The organism is Paenibacillus lemnae (assembly GCF_012933385.1).
In the GTDB taxonomy this organism is placed as follows: Bacteria; Bacillota; Bacilli; order Paenibacillales; family Paenibacillaceae; genus Paenibacillus_AQ; species Paenibacillus_AQ lemnae.
In genome coordinates this window covers 42,183-62,547 of record NZ_JABBPN010000017.1, presented here as the reverse complement: position 1 = coordinate 62,547, position 20,365 = coordinate 42,183, and the positions used below count along the sequence as shown (strand labels likewise).

At 50.8% G+C, this 20,365-nt stretch carries 19 protein-coding genes; 4 read left to right on the top strand and 15 right to left on the bottom strand.

Annotation, left to right across the window (positions count from 1 at the left end; genetic code table 11):
• Positions 1-88 precede the first annotated feature (88 nt).
• On the bottom strand, positions 89-1,210 hold the full coding sequence (locus tag HII30_RS16460; protein WP_169506141.1) for an NADH-dependent flavin oxidoreductase: 1,122 nt from the start codon (positions 1,208-1,210) through the stop codon (positions 89-91).
• Between the two features lie 245 nt (positions 1,211-1,455).
• On the opposite strand from HII30_RS16460, the gene HII30_RS16455 reads away from it, so the two are divergent.
• Both HII30_RS16455 and HII30_RS16450 read left to right on the top strand, forming a co-directional pair.
• Positions 1,456-2,070 carry a DedA family protein gene (locus HII30_RS16455; protein ID WP_169506175.1) on the top strand — a complete coding sequence of 205 codons (615 nt, stop codon included), beginning with the start codon at positions 1,456-1,458 and terminating at the stop codon, positions 2,068-2,070.
• 39 nt (positions 2,071-2,109) lie between these two features.
• On the top strand, positions 2,110-2,955 hold the full coding sequence (locus tag HII30_RS16450; protein WP_169506140.1) for an undecaprenyl-diphosphate phosphatase: 846 nt from the start codon (positions 2,110-2,112) through the stop codon (positions 2,953-2,955).
• A 97-nt stretch (positions 2,956-3,052) separates the two neighbouring features.
• Here the strand turns inward: HII30_RS16450 and HII30_RS16445 are convergent, their stop codons facing one another.
• From HII30_RS16445 to HII30_RS16410, 8 genes are all read right to left on the bottom strand, one after another.
• Positions 3,053-4,051 (bottom strand): Gfo/Idh/MocA family protein, encoded by a 999-nt coding sequence (locus HII30_RS16445; protein WP_169506139.1) that lies wholly within the window; start codon positions 4,049-4,051, stop codon positions 3,053-3,055.
• Entirely contained in the window at positions 4,048-5,046 is a 999-nt protein-coding gene (locus tag HII30_RS16440; protein ID WP_169506138.1) for a Gfo/Idh/MocA family protein, read from the bottom strand. Before HII30_RS16440 ends, HII30_RS16445 begins: the two co-directional genes overlap by 4 nt.
• A 28-nt stretch (positions 5,047-5,074) precedes the next feature.
• Positions 5,075-5,977 (bottom strand): ROK family protein, encoded by a 903-nt coding sequence (locus HII30_RS16435; protein WP_169506137.1) that lies wholly within the window; start codon positions 5,975-5,977, stop codon positions 5,075-5,077.
• A gap of 484 nt (positions 5,978-6,461) precedes the next feature.
• A complete protein-coding gene (locus HII30_RS16430; RefSeq protein ID WP_169506086.1) occupies positions 6,462-6,614 on the bottom strand; it encodes a hypothetical protein in 153 nt (50 codons plus the stop codon).
• Positions 6,615-6,684: 70 nt separating this feature from the next.
• A complete protein-coding gene (locus HII30_RS16425) occupies positions 6,685-7,545 on the bottom strand; it encodes a transporter substrate-binding domain-containing protein (RefSeq protein WP_169506136.1) in 861 nt (286 codons plus the stop codon).
• A gap of 157 nt (positions 7,546-7,702) precedes the next feature.
• A complete protein-coding gene (locus HII30_RS16420) occupies positions 7,703-9,673 on the bottom strand; it encodes a methyl-accepting chemotaxis protein (protein ID WP_169506135.1) in 1,971 nt (656 codons plus the stop codon).
• A gap of 384 nt (positions 9,674-10,057) precedes the next feature.
• A complete protein-coding gene (locus tag HII30_RS16415) occupies positions 10,058-11,308 on the bottom strand; it encodes a sn-glycerol-1-phosphate dehydrogenase (protein ID WP_169506134.1) in 1,251 nt (416 codons plus the stop codon).
• Positions 11,309-11,495: 187 nt separating this feature from the next.
• Positions 11,496-11,774, bottom strand: coding sequence for a hypothetical protein (locus tag HII30_RS16410; protein WP_169506133.1), 279 nt, complete (start codon positions 11,772-11,774; stop codon positions 11,496-11,498).
• Between the two features lie 747 nt (positions 11,775-12,521).
• Here HII30_RS16410 and HII30_RS16405 point away from each other — a divergent pair.
• Positions 12,522-13,937: a malic enzyme-like NAD(P)-binding protein gene (locus tag HII30_RS16405; RefSeq protein WP_169506132.1), complete on the top strand. Its 1,416-nt coding sequence runs from the start codon at positions 12,522-12,524 to the stop codon at positions 13,935-13,937.
• A 92-nt stretch (positions 13,938-14,029) separates the two neighbouring features.
• On the opposite strand, the gene HII30_RS16400 is transcribed toward HII30_RS16405, so the two are convergent.
• From HII30_RS16400 to HII30_RS16375, 6 genes are all read right to left on the bottom strand, one after another.
• Positions 14,030-14,803, bottom strand: a complete 774-nt coding sequence (locus HII30_RS16400; RefSeq protein WP_169506131.1) for a MerR family transcriptional regulator — start codon at positions 14,801-14,803, stop codon at positions 14,030-14,032.
• Positions 14,804-14,930: 127 nt separating this feature from the next.
• Positions 14,931-15,605: a PspA/IM30 family protein gene (locus HII30_RS16395; protein WP_169506130.1), complete on the bottom strand. Its 675-nt coding sequence runs from the start codon at positions 15,603-15,605 to the stop codon at positions 14,931-14,933.
• Positions 15,606-15,607: 2 nt separating this feature from the next.
• On the bottom strand, positions 15,608-16,153 hold the full coding sequence (locus HII30_RS16390) for a hypothetical protein (protein ID WP_169506129.1): 546 nt from the start codon (positions 16,151-16,153) through the stop codon (positions 15,608-15,610).
• A 36-nt stretch (positions 16,154-16,189) separates the two neighbouring features.
• Positions 16,190-17,023, bottom strand: a complete 834-nt coding sequence (locus HII30_RS16385) for a hypothetical protein (RefSeq protein WP_246246550.1) — start codon at positions 17,021-17,023, stop codon at positions 16,190-16,192.
• 242 nt (positions 17,024-17,265) lie between these two features.
• Entirely contained in the window at positions 17,266-18,231 is a 966-nt protein-coding gene (locus HII30_RS16380; protein ID WP_169506127.1) for a Gfo/Idh/MocA family protein, read from the bottom strand.
• Between the two features lie 58 nt (positions 18,232-18,289).
• Positions 18,290-18,952, bottom strand: a complete 663-nt coding sequence (locus tag HII30_RS16375; protein ID WP_169506126.1) for a hypothetical protein — start codon at positions 18,950-18,952, stop codon at positions 18,290-18,292.
• Positions 18,953-19,198: 246 nt separating this feature from the next.
• Here HII30_RS16375 and HII30_RS16370 point away from each other — a divergent pair, with 246 nt between their 5' ends.
• A complete protein-coding gene (locus HII30_RS16370; protein ID WP_169506125.1) occupies positions 19,199-20,356 on the top strand; it encodes a Gfo/Idh/MocA family protein in 1,158 nt (385 codons plus the stop codon).
• Positions 20,357-20,365: the final 9 nt, after the last annotated feature.

Here is a 20,365-nt window from a genome sequence, read left to right as displayed (position 1 = left end):
CATACATATCACAGGATCTGAAAGCTGTCTAATGCAAAAATAGCCGTTCCGCGTGTATCCCACTGCGAAACGGCCCTTGGCCTTTCCTCTATCGTACCGGGAACCAGCCCGGCACATTCATAATGCGGTGCCAGAGCGGACCCGGGATGACCAGCTTTTCCTGATCCTCTTGACCCACGGTCGTGCGGATCCCATTTTCCTGCTGATGCTGCACTTTCTGCACCCAGTCAGGCTCCATGATCAGCTCACGTCCCAATGCTACCAGCGCCGCTCCTGCTGCGAGCACCTCTGCCGCCTGATCCGGCGTGTGAACAGAGCCGACACCTATGAATGGCTTTCTCCGTCCCACCGTGTCCAGCAGCAGCTCCATCGTGGTACGGGTAACGTCCGGCCCCGTCCTCGGCTTCACCTCGTAACTCATCAGGGACACATGCAGGTAATCCAGCGGCGTATCCGCCAACTTGTCCACCAGCGCCAAGGTATCGTCCAGTGTAAAGCCAGGGGTTGTAGCTTCTTCTGGCGAGAAGCGGTATCCCACCGCGAACGGTCTGTCACCATGCTCACGGACGACCCGTGTTACTTCGTTTACCACCGCCAGCGGAAAAGCCATCCGCTTCTCCAGGCTGCCGCCCCACTCATCTTCCCGCCGGTTGGAATGCGGAGAGAAGAACTGATGAATCAGGTAGCCGTTAGCCCCGTGAATTTCCACACCGTCATAGCCGGCTTCAATGGCCCGGCGTGTGGTTTCGCCAAAGTCACGGACAATGTCCCGGATTTCCTGATCGGACAGGCTTCGTGGCTGTGCTCCTCCGCCCCGCTCCTCTGAAGCCACGGCACTGGCGCTGACCACATCACCATCTACCTGATCCGGCGGACAGGAACGCCCGCCATGGAAAATTTGCAGGATGGCTTTGGCGCCCCCAGCTTGAATCGTTTCTGCCAGCTGCCGCAGGCTGGGAATCATAGCATCGGTGTGGCCCGCGAATTCACCCGGAAAGCCTTTTCCGTTAGCCGTGACATAGGTGCATGCTGTAATCACCATTCCTGGACCGTCCGACCGTCGTTTATAGTAGTTAAGCTCCTCCTCTGATACCGTTCCATCCTCATGTGAGGAATAATTCGTCATGGGAGCCATAACGATCCGATTCTTCAGTTCGATTCCTTTTTTTAATAAGTAAGATTCAAACAAAGGGATATGGTTTTCTTTCATTTCATGTAAACCTCCACAACAAAATTTTTGATCACTAGCACTTTCTTATATAACACATTCCTTCATGCTGCAATCACTCTACATTTTTACCTTCCTTCCTATAAATGGATACCCTGACTTTCATAACAAAACTTCACCGGCCGCAAGCGGTGCTGTTCAACCAGAACAGACGCTATTATAATGAGAAAGACTGAGGGAGCAAGCAGCTCTGTATAGGATTGAAAATCTAAAACGAGGTGAACTCATTGCAAGCCTGGATCACGAATATTATGGAGCAGTTTGGATATTTTGGTATTTTTCTAATGATTGCCCTGGAGAACGTCTTCCCGCCCATTCCATCGGAAGTGATCCTGACGTTCGGCGGTTTTATGACCACCTATACCGGTCTTACGATCACAGGTGTCATCATTGCAGCTACACTCGGTTCCGTGGCGGGTGCGGTTATTTTGTATGGCATCGGGCTGCTGCTGGATGTAGAGAATCTGGAGAAGCTGGTGGACCGCTGGGGACATATCTTCCGTGTCAAAAAAGAAGATATCCACCGTGCTGACCGCTGGTTTGATAAATACGGATACTGGACGGTGTTCTTCTGCCGGATGATTCCGCTGATCCGCAGCCTCATCTCTATCCCGGCCGGCATGTCCAACATGAAATTCAGCATGTTCCTGCTGTTCACAACTGCGGGTACGTTGATCTGGAATGTGATTCTCGTTTCGCTGGGCGCATTTCTCGGCGACTCCTGGGAAGACATTCTGACCTTTATGGATGTATACTCAAATATAGCGTACGCTGTCATCGCGGTGGCTGCGATCGTATTCATGGTGCTGTTTGTTCGCAAGCTGCGGAAGCGCAGCAATTAATAAGCATTTATTTTGAAATAGGGAGAGGTTTAGAACGTTATGGATTTTATCTTGTTTATGAAGGCGATTATTCTCGGTATGGTGGAAGGGCTGACCGAGTTCGCCCCCGTATCCTCCACCGGACATATGATTATCGTCGATGATATGTGGCTGCAGTCCGAGGAATTCCTGGGAAAATATGTGGCCAATACGTTTAAAATTGTCGTTCAGCTCGGTTCCATTCTGGCTGTTGTGATCGTATTCTGGAGCCGGTTCATGGATTTGCTGGGGATCAAACGAAAGAAGAGTGAGAGCGGAACTCCTGCCTCTGGCGGACGTCTCAAGCTCGCACAGGTTATTGTGGGCATGATTCCTGCCGGGGTGCTGGGTGTCATCTTCAAAGACCAGATTGACGATTACTTATTTTCCGTAGAAACGGTCATGATTGGCCTGGTAGCCGGTGCTGTATTGATGATTGCAGCCGACCGTTCCAGCCGTAAAACGCCCGTCACTGAGAGCGTGGACCAGCTTACATACAAGCAGGCACTGGGTGTCGGCCTGTTCCAATGTCTGTCGCTCTGGCCGGGCTTCTCCCGCTCGGGTTCCACGATTTCGGGCGGTGTTATGCTCGGGATGAGTCACCGCGCAGCCGCAGACTTTACCTTCATCATGGCCGTACCGATCATGTTCGGTGCCAGCTTCCTGTCCCTGATGAAGAATCTGGAGTATTTCTCGATGAGTGCACTGCCGTTCTTTATCGCCGGATTTATCAGTGCATTCCTGTTCGCCCTGGTCTCGATTCGCTTCTTCCTGAAGCTGATCAACCGGATCAAGCTGGTGCCTTTCGCCATCTACCGCATCGTGCTGGCTGCCATTATCTTTATTGTCTGGATATCGCAAGGGTAAGCAAAGCACGCAGCCTTACAGGCTCCGAACAGATACAAAAGGACGCTCCCTGCCGGTCGCTGTGACCGCGGGAACGTCCTTTTCTCATTGTCTTAGATTAGAACGGTTTGTTTAATGCTACCGGCTTGCCGGTTTCAGCAGACTCGTATGCAGCCAGACCCACACGTGCGGAATAGTAGCCATCCTCACCGCTGATGGCAACCTCGCTGCCATTCAGCAGACTGTCCACAAAGCTGTCGACCAGACCTTTATCCATATTATCTCCCCAGAAGCTCCAGGCAGCTGTCTTGCCGCCGGCATCGCTGTACACATCATTCTTCTGGGCAAAAGCATCAATATACAGCGTACCTTCTGTACCGATCACTTCCAGCGTCACATCACCCCATGTCGGGAAATTCTTTGGACGTGACCAGCTTGGATCCAGGACGCCGAACACGCCATTTTGAAATTTCACATGGACCATGCCCGCATCGTCGATGGCGGTATCATGAAACAGGGTGCCTGCATGGGCATACACCTGCTCTGCCACACTGCCGGTAAACCAATGCATCAGATCCATGACATGGACGGTGTGATCAAGCACCGCGCCGCCGCCGGAGTGTTCTTTCTCCAGAAACCATCCTCCCGGCATTGTGCCGCGGTTCGTCCCCTTCATCGCGATAATCTGTCCGATCTTCCCGGCATCAATAGCTTCCTTCGCTTCACGGACAGAGGCTAGATAACGGCAAGGAAATGCGGTCATCAGCTGTACATGGTTATCCTTGCACACCTGGATCATGTCCAGCATCTCCTTCTCCGACAAGCCCAGCGGCTTCTCGCAGAGAATATGCTTTCCTGCCGCAGCTGCCTCACGGGTCAATTCAGCATGACGCGCGTTCTCTGAACAGATGACGACCGCATTGATCTCCTGGGAGAGCAGCTTAGAGGCATTTTCAAAATAAGGGATACCGTGTTTCTCCGTAAATGGCGCCACACGTTCCTGATTCTCATCAGCAATACCTACTACCTCGACATCAGCGCGCTCCAGCATGGCGTTCAGATAGCTGACAGCATGCATATGCGCAAAGCTGATAAAACCGATCTTCAATGTTTTCATGATGCAGTACCTCCCATCGGAACCGGCTGTCCGGTCTGTGCTGACTGCTTGCAGGCCAGGGCCACTTCGACCGCCCGGCAGGCATCAGAGATGCTGACGATCGGCTCCTCGCCGCTTTGAATACATTCGATAAAATGTTTGACTTCACCGTAGTACGGATCATGCAGCGCCGGACTTGAAGGCACCTGTACGGCATCCTGTGATTTGGAGAGTCCAGCCAATGTTTTCAGGTCCAGTGACTGCACCTGATTGCTGTCATAGCGGATCAATCCCTGGTCACCGGTAATCTCGAATTGTGTTGTAAATGGTCCCGGATATCCCCAGAATCCGGTCAGATTCGCAATAGCACCGCTCTGGAACTTCAGCGTGATCTGGGCATACTCTATTCCCGAAATGGAGGGATCTGTAACAGAGGCATAGACGGACTCTACATCGCCAAACAGCCAGCAGGCATAATCAATATCATGAATCATCAGATCCATGATGACGCCTCCGCTCTTCGCAGGATCATGATACCAAAGCTCACTGCCCTGCGGATAAGATCCATGACGTTTAAAATGAGCCATCTGTGCCGTACCGATCTTTCCTGAACGCACCTTATGGATGGCATCTGCATAGCTAGGAAAGAAACGTACCACATGGCCGATAAACAGCCGGACGCCCTGCTCCTCACAAATTTGTTTCATTTCACGGGCATCTTCCAGCGTCAGCGCAGCCGGCTTCTCGCATATAATATGGATGCCGCGCCGTGCCAGCTTGATCACGAATTCTTTATGCAAATATGTCGGCACACAGACGGCAACGGTTTCCGGAGACTCGGCGTCCAGCATCTGTTCCCAGTCCGTATAAGCCTTGCCGCCGCTTGCACTCGCCGCATCCTGTGCGCGTTCCTTCAGCAAATCTGCGGTTCCGGATACGTTCACGCCCGGCATCTTCCCCAGATTGTAGGCATAGGTCATGCCCATCGTGCCACAGCCGATAATGGCTATGTTCATTGTCAATCCCTCCAGTCCTTTTTATCAGCTACGCTGTTGTATCGGTCATTGCCCATTTCACCGCACCCATGATGCCGGCACGGTTGCCCAGTTCCGCCTTGGCCAGCCGGACGGGAACTACACTAAACTGCGAGATTTTATCCTGAAGATCCTTGCTCCACAGCGGGTAACCGTCTGACACCCCGCCGCCCAGTACGATCACTTCAGGGTCATAAGCCTGCTGTACCGAAATCAGTCCGCGAGCGAGATCAGACAAGTACAAGTCCATAGCCTGAAGCGCATCAGGATGACCTTCCGTGTACGCCTGAACCAGAAACCGGCTGCTCCAGTCAGCATGAGTCTCCCGCGCAATACGGCTGAGCGCTGTCCCGGAACAGAGCGTTTCCCAGCAGCCCCGCTGACCGCAGGTGCAGAGGCTTCCTTCCCGATCCATGATCAGATGGCCGATTTCACCCAGCCCGCCGCGCAGGCCGGGCAGCACGCGCCCTTCATATACGAAGGCACCGCCGATACCGGTTCCAAGGGCAGCCAGCACGAAAGAATGGGCATCTCTGCCTGCACCAAGCCAGGCCTCTCCCCAAGCGGCTGCATTTACATCATTTTCTACAGAAATACGGTAAGGAAAGAGCTTCCCGATCTCCTGCCGGATCCCGGTTCCGGTCCAGCCTGGCATGTTGTCTGTAGCATACACGATGCTGCCGGTCTGCCGATCGACGCGTCCTGCGGTACCAATGCCGATTCCGGCAATATCGTGACTGGACGCCTGCTGCTCCAGCTGGCCAATCAGGCCTGCTGCCGCCTCGAGAATCCGCTCCCTTCCCTCCAGTGCAGGTGTGGGTACTGCGACCGGTTCACTCATGATTCCATCCTGATCCACCAGCGCCCCTTTGATTCCTGTACCGCCGATATCCAAACCAATCCACTGTTTCATGAAGATGTTAACCCTCTTTCCAATGACTGTCTTTCGAATGCGCTTCCATATACTATGATACCATGCCCATGGCCTTACTTCACTTCATTAAATGATAAGGCCTCAATGTGAATTTGGACCAGATCCGCCGTGACTCCTAATATAGACCAGCTGGACTAAGCCGTCCGGGGCTGATGTGCCCTTCCCAAAAAGTCGTTGTTTCGAATTTCATATCCGTGAGACGGCACTAAAATAAGCTTGGAAACCAAGCTTAATTCTCTCATTTTTCCAGGGTGGTAAAGTTTAAGCTTGATAATCAATCTTAAACTTGATGAATCGCTTACTACAGGCGAGAAATGGGTAGAAAACAAAAAAATAAGCCCGAAAATCAGGCTTATGGAGATAATATATTCTATTTTTGGATAAATAAGATTGAAAAACAACCTTATTAAAAAATGTATACAGCGATACTGAGGCAGCTTGCCGATGCCGGCACAACCATCATTTACTTCACCGCTCCTTGAGTAATTCCGTTGATGATCCATTTTTGTGCGAACAGATAAATCATAATCATCGGCAGCATGATGATCGGAAACGGGATAAACATGGCACTGATGAAATAAAAAGCCCCCGGCAGCGATAGATGAGTAACCATCATCACTGCGGGAAGGCTTTGTATAATCTATGATTCTATTTGCTGCAGCAGCGGTCAGGCTGCGCTTGTCTGATTATTGAATCCACTTTTTGTCCAGCTCATCGAACTTGCCTTGAAGCTCCATTTCATCCATCCACATTTCGAGGTAGCTTGCATACTCGAAATCACCACGAGGAATCATGTAGCCCTTTTCACTGTTAGTGAATGGCGTGTCAGTTAGCGCTGCATACAATCTGGAATCAGCTTTAGCATAAGTGATCGCTTCAACCGTATCGGTGATCATCACATCATAAGTACCGTCAGCAACCAGATGAGGCACGTCCAGGTTGTTCGGAACGACCGTTACGGTTGCATTTTTCAAATGCTCACGCACGAAAATTTCGTTTGTACCGCCCGGATTTACACCGATGCGTACAGAAGGCTGATTGATGTCTTCCACAGACTTGTATTTGTCCTTGTCTTCAGCACGGATCAAAGGCACCTTACCAAAAGATACGTAACCCTCAGACACATAAGCAGTTTTTTGTCTTGCTGTATTCCGTGTTACACCACCGACTGCGATATCGAACTTGTCATCCTGCAGATCTTTCATCATAGTGGACCAGGTTGTGTTAATGAAGCGCACTTCAACACCCAGATCTTTACCCAATTCATAAGCAGCGTCAACATCATAACCTTCGTACTGCTTATTTTCAGGATTCAAATATGTAAATGGCTTATAGTCGCCTGTCATACCTACCCGGATATATCCTCTGTCGATAATCTCGTCCAGCTGAGATGCAAAAGCTTTCTTCTGTTTACCTGGAGCAAGCTCCGAAGCCGATTTTGCCGATGCCGCAGGACTGCTGAGCAGTTCGCTAGCTGCGAAGCCAGTTCCTACGAGTGAAAGACTGATGACGCCGGCAAGTAGTACTTTTTTGATTTGGTTAGACATGGTGTGATTTCCTCCAATTTTCTCTGTAGTGTTTGTTCTTTCTCTGTAGCGGTAATACTTTTATGATGGCTTTCCCTGACTCTCTTTGCTGCAGGCATCCCCCCTCTCAAGCGGCATCATGAAATACCGCCTGGGGAAAGCAATCATTTCTGTATGATTAGACTTTGAATTTGGAAAGCTCTTGACGAAGATCGCCCACGACCGATTCCAGATCTTTAACAGATGCTGCAATCTCACCGATCGACTGAATCTGGCCATCAGCAGCCTCGGAAGCATGTCTTGCATCCTCTGATGTCAGGCTTGCTATGGATTTCAACTCTTCCACTGATGCACTTACCTGTTCAGATCCTGCTGACATTTCCTCAGAAGCGGCGGACACCTCCAGAATGTGCTCAGCGACATTACGGGAAGCCTCCAGAATGTTCGCAAACTTCTCCCGAACCTCCTCAATTAAGACAATACCGGTCTCTACGTCTTTCCGGCTGACGTCCATAACCTCTACCGCATTGCGTGTATCTTCGCGAATTTCGGTAATGATACGTGCAATCTGGTCCGTGGATTCCTCGGATTGACCCGCGAGTTTCTTTACCTCTTCGGCCACGACCGCGAAGCCGCGCCCATGTTCTCCGGCTCTTGCTGCTTCAATCGAAGCATTAAGGGACAACAGACGAATTCGAGTTGTAATTTCGGTAATAAAGTCCAGAATTTCCTGGATTTCTTCGGAACGCTCGTTCAGACGGCCGATTGCGGTTCCTACTTTAGCCGTTCCCTGACCAATGCTGTCGATCTGACCTACAGCCTGCTGCACCACAACAGCTCCCGATTCCGCCTGATTCGCCGCTTCCTGTGCAGCTTCCGAGACCATAGAGGAGGTTTCAGCAATCTTGACAACGCCGCTGGCCATATCATTCATGGATACGGAGATTTCTTCAGAGCTCGATGCATGAACTTTCGCACCATCTGCAATTTGACGGATAGAAGACCCGATGACATCGACGCTTTCTTTCGAACGTTCAATCCCGCCAGAAACCACGGACGTCACTTTCGTCACTTCCTGAGATGAAGCGGTGACTCCCTTGATCAGCTGCTTGAGATGCAGTACAGTCTGGTTGAAATCCTTGGACAACACAGCGATCTCGTCCTTGCCATCCGCTTCAATCGTCCGGGTAAGATCTCCTGCAGCCACTTCCTTCACAGCCTGATTCAATTTACGAATCGGCTTCACAAGACGGTCAGTAAACATATAGCCCACGGCAACCGCTATGAGTAACGCTACAACCGCAATGATAAGGAGCGTCTGAGTCAGCTCGGTAATCGGGGCGTACAGCTCTTTAGTTGGTGCTGTCACGAACACACCCCAGTTGTAAGTCGACGGCGCGTAAGCAGCCGAGTAGTCTGCATTTCCATCTCTAAGATAGTTAAAAGATCCGCTTTCCCCTTGAATGACTTTTTGAAAGGCATCCTTAACGGGCTGAACATCCAAATCTTCTACATTCTGAGTCAAAACTAGATCATTATTGTGGTGCCACATAAACAGGCCTTTTTCACTGAGGAGGAAGGCATACCCGGTTTCCCCGAATTTAAACTTGGATACACTCTCCTGCACCGTATTGATCGGCAGTGTGGATCCCATATATCCGTACTGCTTGCCATCTTTCATTAAAGGAACGAGCAGTGTGACGATGTTATTGCCTGTACGTTTGGATGTAACCGGCTCGGAGACAATAATTTTACCTTCGCCCTTGCCTGCTTCCTGAAAATGAACACGATCCGATACATCTGTGACTTCACCCAAAAAATTCACGACGTTCTTGCTCGTCAGATCATGAGAAAAGAAGAAGGTCTCATATTCGGGATTGGCCTCCTGTGCCCGCTTGATCAGCGCCAGGTCGTTATTTTTATTGCCTGTCAGCAGCTTTCCGACAGACTCCACTTTGGCAATCTCAGTATCGATAAATGCGTTAATCTCACCCGCTAAATTTTCAGCGCCCAATTCAGCCGTTTCGTCAATGCTGTGCTCTAACTGTGTAGAAGCACTTCTGTAACTCGCAGTGGTAATTGCTGCCATACTGAGCAGCAGCAGCAGGCAGATCATCAAAATCATTTTTTGCTTAAGACTTTTGAGCATTGCAAATTTCCCCCTAAATATAGTTCTGGGGTCCTATCCTGTATTTCGTCCACAACGTATGTGTTGGTCTAAGATTCAAAGGGACAAGGAACTCCTATCCATGTAATGAGATCAGCACAGGTGGTCTAAATCGGATGTAATGACTCCACATATGTTGTTATCGGCTGTACATGACAAGTTTTGAAGAAAAAGTTTTGAAAAAGTTTTGAAAACGGATTAATTTTCTTCTTCTACGCTATTAAGCCTACATTCATACTTTAAGACTATATTGAAAATGAAGCGCATACACAGCTATTCAAGCACCATTGGATGACCACCGGTTAAAAAAACACAAAAAAAGACGCCCGGTCTATTGACCATAAGGCATCTTTTGAAGAAAAAGTGCTATTTTCCGCTTGCAGAATGCAGACTCCATGTCTGTTCCCGGTTTCGTTCATTATTTGCACGAAGCATCGTATACCGGTTCATGCGGATCCGGTGAGCATCCTTCATACTTCGTTCCAGCAGGTCATGACTGATGCCAAGCTCTTTCGGTGATGCAGGGCCTCCCACTTTACGCAGCAGATCAGACAGAGTGCCGGAATCCGGAAGACGGGCCAGCTCGGAAGCGATATCATTCCAGTGTACATACACAGATGCCGCTTTTCCGGTCTCTCCGCTGCCAGCTGAAGCCTCATAGCTCCATGGATCCGGCCCTTCTGCGGCCAGCCGCTGATAAAGCCTCGATATTTCCACACAGGCTGCGCCGACTTTAGCGCCGTGAAGAAGCTGTTTTTTGCCCATACGAATGTATTCCATCTCCCAATAATGAGATACGTGATGTTCAGCTCCGGAAGCGGGGTGCGACTGTCCGCACAGCAGCATAGCCAGGCCGGACTGGATCAGCGCCTCGGTTAGGATGTGAATGCCTTCTTCGGATCTGCTGGCAATCTGACCGACATGATCCACACAGTTCTGCAGCGCAGAGCGCGTCAAATCGGCGGCCAGCTCCATATAAGGCTCTCCAGCCGCAATAGATCCGAACTTCCAATCAAACAAAGACGTATACTTGCCCAGCATATCACCAAAACCGGCAGCTGCCAGAGCTGCAGGTGCCTTGGTCAAAATATCTGTGTCGGCAAATACAGCTGATGGTCCGATCGACTGCACGGTAATCTTCTCGCCGCGGATGATGATAGGGGCACCTTTTGAGGTAAAGCCGTCCACCGAGGATGCTGTAGGTACAGCAACAAAAGAAAGCCCGGCCGTATATGCCGCATAGCGTGTAATATCGTGAACAGTTCCACTGCCGACAGCCAGCACAATTTGCGGCGCATGCTTCTGGATGTCCAGGATGACTTGAAGCAGGGAAGGCTCATCTGCCAGCACATCGCCCTTGGTATCTTCCTTCAGCATAGTAAGGTGAACACCGGCAAAAACAGGCTTCAGCATAACTTCCACACGCTGCCCCGCACACTCGTAGGTGTCTTTGTCGGTAATCATCAGAATGTTTTGAATTCCCTTGTCTTTTAAGTAGCCCGGAAGCTCACTCAGCACCCCGGAACCTGTACGGATCACATCGATGTCGTCCAGGCCGCCCGGATCAATACCTGACTCTCGTGCCCGCTGCCTGATCTCCTCTAATATTCGGGACATATCACCCTTCCTTTCATCACTCTGTAATCTTCGAGTACCTATTTCGATTTCCGGCTCCTGAATACCTCCCGAATAGACTATCTATATTCTATACTTGCTGGAATATACAAAGCACACGCCAAACAGCTCATGACGGCCGCCCTGTGAATTACGGCGGTGTCATGAGCTGTTTATTTTCGCGGAGTGCTTAGTCCATATATTCCGCGTGGCCGTTCTGGATAAGGTATTCCATCTCGCTTTCCAGGATCCGCTCCACGGTCAGCTCATCCAGCTTGATGTCTTTCTGTTCCAGGATATAGTCCACCAGATCGTCACTGTCAATGTCGACCTCTTCTTTTGCATCCTTGTGAGCCTTCTGAATATAGGCTTCCTCGTGCTTCAGCACAAGCCGGATATCCTGAGTTGAAGCCTGTGTCTTCTGTGCGATAAATGCCGCCAGTTCCTGTTCGTTAATGGATTTGTCCATTGCCTTAATCATCTCCTGCGTAGATTTAGTATACCGGTTATTGTAACACAGCACGGTTATTTTCAGTGGGAAGTTAGAGTTTGTGAATTATCCGTTATTTAAAGCTATGGGAAGCCTAATCTATTATTTCAGCGCATACAAGAGCTTATCGCTGCTCACTCTCTTTGAGTAATCAAGGAAATTAATGGTAAAATTAAAAAAAGCAAACTACTATCATCACAAAAGAGGGATTAAAAGTGAAAAAAATACTCATATTCTTAGTGGTGGGAACCGCTGTAGTATTTATCCTATTCGCAATGGACCATTTCTACGTAAGGATGTACCAATACATTAGGGAGATTTCTCCTGCAGCCAACATGGAACGATTAAAAATCGTTATGCTCAGTCTTTGTCTGGGTATCATTTTTGATTGGCCCCATGTTATCAAGATCATACAGAAAAAAATCAGCATCAACTACGCATTAGTACTGCCATTTCTGATTACATTCTTTTGTGCATCGTTCTCCGTGTTCTTTTTAGACAGCACACCTCTATGGTTTACCAATATCTTGTCCAAGTTACACGTTAGCATCATATTCGGTATCCTGAGCGGCATCTTACTTACTCGAATTTTCGCTAAAAAATGAATCACGCTCATGGATGTCCTCCGTCACGGATGTCCATCAACGGAAGGAATTCATCCCCTTCTTCTCGAAGCCTTACTAATGTAAGGACAGATGTATCACATTGACTTGAGGAGGTTTGCCTGTGGAACATACGGGGCTCGGAGGCAAGAGTATCATTCTCAGACTTGAAATGAACACCAAGGAGATCAAATTTGGCCAGGTGGCGTCCGCTATATTTGAAGCCGGAGGTGATATGGTAGCGATTGATGTTATTCAATCCAGCGGGGATATCACCGTGCGGGACATTACCATTACGGTAACGGACAGCGCTCACATCAGCACAGTCACAGAGACCGTCCAGAGCTTGAAAGGTGTCCGGCTGGTCAATATTTCTGACCGCACCTTCCTCATGCACCTGGGCGGAAAGATTGAAACCCAGCCTAAAGTTCCGATTCAGAACCGGGATGATCTGTCCCGTGTCTACACCCCGGATGTCGCCCGGGTCTGTGCGGCGATCCAGGAAGATCCCAAGAAAGCGTATACACTGACCATCAAGCGAAATACAGTGGCTGTTATTTCGGACGGAAGTGCCGTTCTCGGACTGGGCAATATCGGTCCCTATGCAGCCATGCCGGTCATGGAGGGCAAGTCGATGCTGTTCAAGCAGCTTGCCGGGGTGGATTCTTTTCCAATCTGCCTGGACACTCAGGATACGGAAGAAATCATAGCCACCATCAAGGCGATAGCGCCTGCATTCGGCGGTATCAACCTGGAAGATATCGCCTCACCCCGCTGCTTTGAGATTGAACAGCGGCTGCGGGACGAGCTAGACGTTCCCGTTTTTCATGATGACCAGCATGGCACGGCGGTTGTACTGTACGCTGCTTTGATCAATGCCCTGAAAGTGGTCGGCAAATCCATTGATCAGGTAAAAGTGGTCGTATGCGGCATTGGTGCCGCAGGCGTAGCTTGCAGCAAAATCCTATTATCCGCAGGTGTCGGAGAGATTATCGGGGTAGATCGTGCCGGGGCATTAACCCGTGATGAAACCTATGAGCATCCTATGTGGCAGTGGTATGCCGAGCATACCAACCCCAACCGGGTTCAGGGGCCGCTGAGCGAAGTCATACGGGGAGCTGATGTGTTCATCGGACTGTCCGCAGGCGGATTGCTGCAACGCGAGGACGTGCTGTCCATGGCGGAACAGCCGATTGTGTTCGCCATGGCGAATCCGACGCCGGAAATTCAGCCGGAAGCGGTAGAGGATATTGCCGGGGTTATCGCGACCGGGCGTTCAGATTATCCGAACCAGATCAACAATGTGCTGTGTTTCCCGGGAATTTTCCGGGCTGCGCTGGACTGCCGGGCAACGGTTATTAATGAAGAGATGAAGCTGGCTGCCGCAGAAGCTATAGCTTCTGCCGTTCCCGCTGATGAGCTGAATGCTTCCTATATCATTCCAAGTGTCTTCAATCAAAATGTCGTGAAAGCCATTCGCGAAAGGGTTGTCAAAGCCGCGGTCGTCACCGGTGTGGCGAGGAGAGTTCCGCGGGAGTAAGCTCAACACGCAGAAAAGGCACTCCAGAACTGCATGTACTGCAGACGTGGAGTGCCTTTTTGCTGTCGTGAATGATTTATACAGGCCTGCAATTAACGGCTTTCATCCGTAGTTCCGGTGTAAATATTAATCGCATCTCTGAGAAACTCGGCAGTTCCCGGCTTCTGTGCATCATAATAAGCCCTGAACCGTTCGTCATCTACATACATCTGTGCCAGCCCGGCATGCGCTTCCTTGCTGTATTCATTCCAGTACAAGGTCAACCAGCGTTTATGCAGTTCGGCTGCTTGCTGCGCCAGCGGGCCCGACGGATCTTCCTGGTCCATCGCTTCCGCCAGCACCTCTCTGATCTCGGTCTCCAGGGAGACCGCCTCCTTGTACTGCGCCTCGCTCATATTCATCAGCTTCTGATTCGATGACTCCACGCGCTCTGCACCGTACTTCTGGCGGATCTCCTCCCCATATTTCATCCCATTCTCCTTCACCATCTTCTGTTTAAAGCCTTCGAATTTGTCCTGATTACTCATGACGATTCTCCCTTCACTGGCTGCAATGCTGCTCTCCACATTACGGATCAGCAGATCCAGCTGCTGTTTTTTGCCGAGAAGATGTTCATGATGCTGCTTCAGCGCCGCCAGATCGTCAAAAGAGGGCGAATCCATCAACTCCTTCACCGCTTCCAGCGAAAGTCCGAGTTCGCGGTAGAACATAATCTGCTGCAGACGGTTGACCTGGGGCTGACTGTAGATCCGGTAGCCTGATGAATTGATTCTGGCCGGCTTCAAAAGTCCGATTTCATCATAGTAGCGAAGCGTTCGTGTACTTACTCCGGCCAGCCGGGCAAGCTTTTGAATCGTGTATTCCATGCTCTCACCTCCTGGCATTTTCAATATACACCTTGACGCAGCGTTAAGGTCAACCGTGATGAATCACTTTTTTACACACAACAAGGCTGTCCCCTGTACGATGCGGGACAGCCTTGTCTGCTAATATTTATTTTGCTGCTATAGCTGACTTGATGGATTGAAGCTCGGCCTTAATGGACGCCTGAATTTCAAAAGCATCCAGCCGGGATGAGGCATCTGTATCTGTCAGCTTGCCGTCATACGAACGGCGGTCTGCCCACCTGGTGTCCAAGCTTCCCAGCTTCTGCTCCACCCGGTCAAACCCACGGATGATACGTCCGGTGTCCAAATCACGCAGCACAGCCTCCGCAGATCTCGAAACTTCAGCCGCATGGAGACGTGACATCTGAAAGGCCAGTCGGTTATTCAAATCCAGATGCAGGTCTGACAGACGCACCAGCACATCCCTCAGCTTATCTCCTTGTTCCCGGATTGCCTGTCTTCTGTCCTCATAGTCCTGAAGCAGCCGCAGATGATGGAGCTTGTCCTGCAGAGCGATCTCAGCCATGTTCTCCTCATCACGCTCTACAGCAAGCTCTGCCTGACGCTGCCTTTTCTGCACCAGCGCCCGGGAGCCAGCGATCAGCAGATCCAGCTGCTGCCCGGTATACTGCTGCTGAATCAGAGCCTGCTGCACCTGTTCGCGCTGCTCCTCCACCTGACGGATATACTGCTTCGCCATCGGAATGGGATCCTCCATGCGATCAAGCAGATGATGCATATCTGCCGACGTCATTTCTTTTACTCTTGCAAAAATCCCCATGATTACTTCTCCTCTCCGCGGCTGTTCTGCTCCCACTCGTCCAGCATTTTCCCTCGTTCATACGAAGATCCGTATGCCGAATTCATGTCATATTCCGGATGTATCACAGGAGGCAGCGGTTGATTAAAACGATGATCCAGACGCTTGATCCGGCGGGCAGCCAGGAAGATGACACCCGCAATCACCAGTCCCAAAAATGGAGTCGCCATGCTCATCAGCGCCAGCACTGCCAGCGCAGCACCCGTCCATTTCAGCATACCGGAAGCTTTCGCCGCTATAGCTGTGAAGCCTGCCAGCAGCATGATTTTGACCATCAGGAGTCCTATGCCGTTCCACACCTCAGCCCCACCGCTGCGATGACCGTATGCTGGACTATAAAACAATATGTCATGAGCTTGTCCCGGACCGCGTCCCCCATGCGTGAAAACAGGGTGCCTAGCAGCATGACCTGCTTGTCCTAGCAGGGATACCACGTGGAATCCGAGCCACAGCAGCAGCAGGGCACCGCCAGTAATCCATAACCAGGACATCTTACTTCTTGAACTCATCGAATATCCTCCTCTCCGCAAAACGGTCTGCTGTTCTTAGGTGGCATCAGTCTCTGAATCAGATGCTTCCGCTCCGCTCTGTGCATCCGGAGCTGTGCGCTTCTCATTGACCCACTCCTTCAGGGGCTCCGTCATGCTGTCTTTCAGTTTCTGGATCAGTTGGGATTCCGAGATGCCCTTGGCTTCAGCCAGCTCAGCCAGCGATTTCCCCTCCCGCATGCCAGCCTGCAGCTCGCTTTCACTCATCCCGAGAATGTCGGCAGCATCCTCCAGGCTTCCGAATCTTCCCGGTCCATGACCTGCGCCATCACCAAAGCGATGACCTGGCCCCTCGCCCCGGCCTTGACCGATTCCTCCCGGCTTGAAGCCGCTTTGGTCCACCATGTCTTCCAGATGTTCACTCCACTTTTCTTTCTGGGCAGCAGCCTGCTCCTCGGTCAGTGTGCCATCATCCAGACGCTGGTTCAGGTCCTGTGTCATCGCAGCCGTGAGCCTCTCAAGGAGGCTGGCACGAGTAACGCCTTTCTCTTGTGCGGCTTCAGTCAATGTTTTACCGGCCTGAAGCTCTGTCATCAGCTCGCTTTCCTCCAGACCCAGGATCTCGGCTGCATGCGTAAAAATCTGTCCTCCGCCAAATCCGCCAGGTCCATGGCCCCGTTTGCCGAATGATCCGTCCAGTTTGCCGGATCCCGGCGATGTTCCTGTTCCCGTGTCTGTAGTGGGTGATGTTCCCAGATTGCCCGAACTTGAGGCACTGTCTGTGCTTGAAGCGGCAAATACTTGTTCCTGCAAATATCCGGCTCCTCCCAGCAGCAGACCAGCTGCTAGTGTCCCTGCCATCAGTTTCATGCCCATATGTTTGTTCTTCATGTTCATTCGCTCCTTTAAGTTGGTGTGTCTTACATTTCCAAGTATAGGCCGCCAACCTGAAACGGAACTTAGCCGGATATTACGGGAAGCTTAGGCTTGGCTGAATGTTTCCTGAATGTCTGCGGCGCTCGCATACAGCATTTACACGAAAAAAGACGGTGCCAGGATCATCTCCCTGACACCGCCATGTTTTTTTTGCAGCAAACTCGCATTATATGTAATCCATCGTATATCATTCTTGCCTACAGCTTCACAGGCATTCCCGTTTCCGCAGAGCGTAAAGCCGCATAGGTGATCTCCATCGTTTTCACAGCATCCTCATATGTAGATAAAATACCTGAAGCATCGCCTGTCCGTACGGCATGAATAAAGGCTTCATTCTCACGTTGATACGGATTTCCTGCGTTCCGATATTCCATCAGCTTCCCTTTTTCTTTGACGATAAGCTTATCTGACTTTACATCCAGGCTTCCCTGCTCGGTGTAAATGGTCAAGCCTGCTTGTTCTCCTTCGGGAAGGATACATGTATTGGAGATCGTTGCGACAGCACCGCTTTTTAATTTCAGAGTGACTGTTCCCACATCATGTACCGTCACACCTTCATACCGCTCCTGCATGACCCGGTGTCCATACGCAGCATATACCTCGTCAACTTCACCCAGCAAGCAGCGCAGCAGGTCTACGATATGCGTTGTCTGCTCAATAAACTGTCCACCGGATCCTTCCTGCTTCCTCCACCAGGATACCTGCGGCATATCCCCCATCCAGTAGCCGAGCGCCATGCCAGCTGTCCGGCCCTGCAGCATTTCAGCTGCCCGTGCAGCCGCATCCGTATAGCGGAAATGATAGCCCACCGAAGTAATGAGTCCGGACTGCTGCAGTTTCTGCAATATCCTATTTGGTGTCTCCATCTCTGCTCCCAGCGGCTTTTCCACAAGAAAAGGGATGCCTCTCTCCAGAAGCTGCTGCTCGATATCTCCATGGGCAAACGGCGGTACACAAATGTATACCGCATCCGGTTTGACTTGATCCAGCATGTGCTCCACATTGTCGTACCCTGCTGCGCCGTATTTATTGGCGGCCTTCTCTGCCTTCTCCAGATTTGTGCCGACGAACGCCTTGACAGCTACCCCGTCCATTCGGGCCAAAATATCTCCATGCATCCCGCTAAACCATCCTGTACCTATGATTGCTGTGTTTAAAGCCATAGTATCCTCCCTTTAGATAGCTTGTTTTTACAAGTATGACACAGATGAATTGCTAAAGTCAGCTGGAACGTACCGTGAGCACCTTTTGAATGGAGTACCAGAGGGACGTGATCAGGATTAATTCAAAAATATTGGTCGCCGCAGAGCTCTCGATCGGAATCGGTACCGCACTGCCGATCAGCATAAGCAGCGTACCCCAAAACAGCACTGGCGTCACTTTGCGGCGCCATAACTCAATCCCTGCTGCAAACAGCGGAATCAGAATCGCAATAACCATAAGCGGAGGTCCCGAGGATTCATCTGCCGATACGTATCTTAGCGCACCGTATTCCCATTCCGGCTTCACGGTAAGCGGCAGGGTTTCCGTCACCAGCTCGTAAATCACGAGAGCGATCGTAAACAGCCAGGCACCCCAAACAGCAGCCCTCTTTTTCGCCCAGTCTCCTCCTGCCTTCACAATCAGGTCAAGGGACACCAGTGTCAGCAATGGCGTAAACAGTGCATGAATCCAGAACCGGCTGAGGCTCAGTGTCTCCAGAAACGTCCCCTCTCCAATCCACTTTCCGGCTCCAATCAGCCCATTATCCCACACCAGTCCGAGTGTCACGAGAAAAAGCAGATATCGTAGTCCCCGCGAAGAATCACGCTCATAGAGCATAATACCCCAGACAGTCAGCACGGCATACAAGCCGGCAAGAATCAAAAACAATATAGAGTCCATAGCCACATTCCTTTCTGAAGGTCGTTCACACTGCCAGCTACTTTTAGAATTTATACCCGGTCCCATCCCCCATTAACCATTCGGCCTAGGGCCTGTTGATGCTGGCATGTGCAATTTTTGTCCATAATGAATCATAAACTGGCGAGCGGAAAATTTCGAAATTCTTTATAATGTATACGTTATCATAACGGAATCATCACCATGTATTCTTTAAAAGTATTCTCTAAAAATCAGGGAGGTTCTTACATGTCACTGCGAGTTGGAATGATCGGTTACAAATTTATGGGCAAGGCGCACAGCAATGCCTATCGTGCACTGCCGATGTTTTTTCCGAATGCATTAAAGCCCGAAATGGCCGTGATCTGTGGACGTAATACGGAAGCCGTGCAGGAAGCTGCATCCCGGTTTGGCTGGGCCGAGGCGGAGAGTGACTGGAAGTCACTGATTGCAAGAGATGATATTGACATCATTGATATTAACGCACCAAGCGATGCCCACAAGGAAATTGCACTGGCTGCTGCAAAAGCCGGAAAGCATATATTTTGCGAAAAACCGCTGGCACTCAGCCTGCAGGACGCTCGCGAGATGCTGACAGCGGCAGAAGAAGCCGGCATCAAGCATATGACCGGTTTCAATTACCGTTTCTCCCCTGCCGTGCAGCTGGTCAAGAAGCTTGTCACCAGCGGACGCCTGGGTAAAATCTATCATTTCCGTGCCTGGTTCCTGCAGGACTGGATTCTGGATCCGGACTTCCCGCTCGTATGGCGGCTGCAGAAGGATATTGCCGGCTCCGGTTCCCACGGCGATCTGGGTGCTCACCTGATCGACCTCGCCCACTATCTCGTGGGAGATCTGGATGAAGTGATCGGTATGAACGAAACATTCATCAAGGAACGGCCGCTGGCTGCCGAAATGACCGGCCTCAGCGCCAAGGGCAGCAAGGACGGACCAAGGGGTGAGGTTACGGTGGACGATGCGACCCTATTTCTAGCCCGGTTCAGCAATGGAGCGCTCGGCAGTTTCGAAGCTACCCGCTTTGCAGCAGGACACCGCTCTACCAATTCTTTTGAAATTAACGGCAGTCTCGGCAGTGTCCGGTTTGATTTTGAACGCATGAATGAACTGGAGGTTTACTTTACCTCTGACGATGAGGATGTGCAGGGCTTCCGCCGCGTAGTTGCGACAGACCCGTCTCACGCTTATGCCGAAGCATGGTGGCCGCCGGGTCATACGATCGGTTTTGAACACACGTTCATTCATGAATTTCTTGAATTCACCAATGCCATTCAGGAAGACCGTCAGCCGGAACCAAGCTTTGCCGATGGGGTTAAATGCCAGGCCGTGCTGGAAGCCGTGGATCGTTCTATTGAAGAACGCCGCTGGGTATCCATCTCGGAAATGTAACGAATAAGG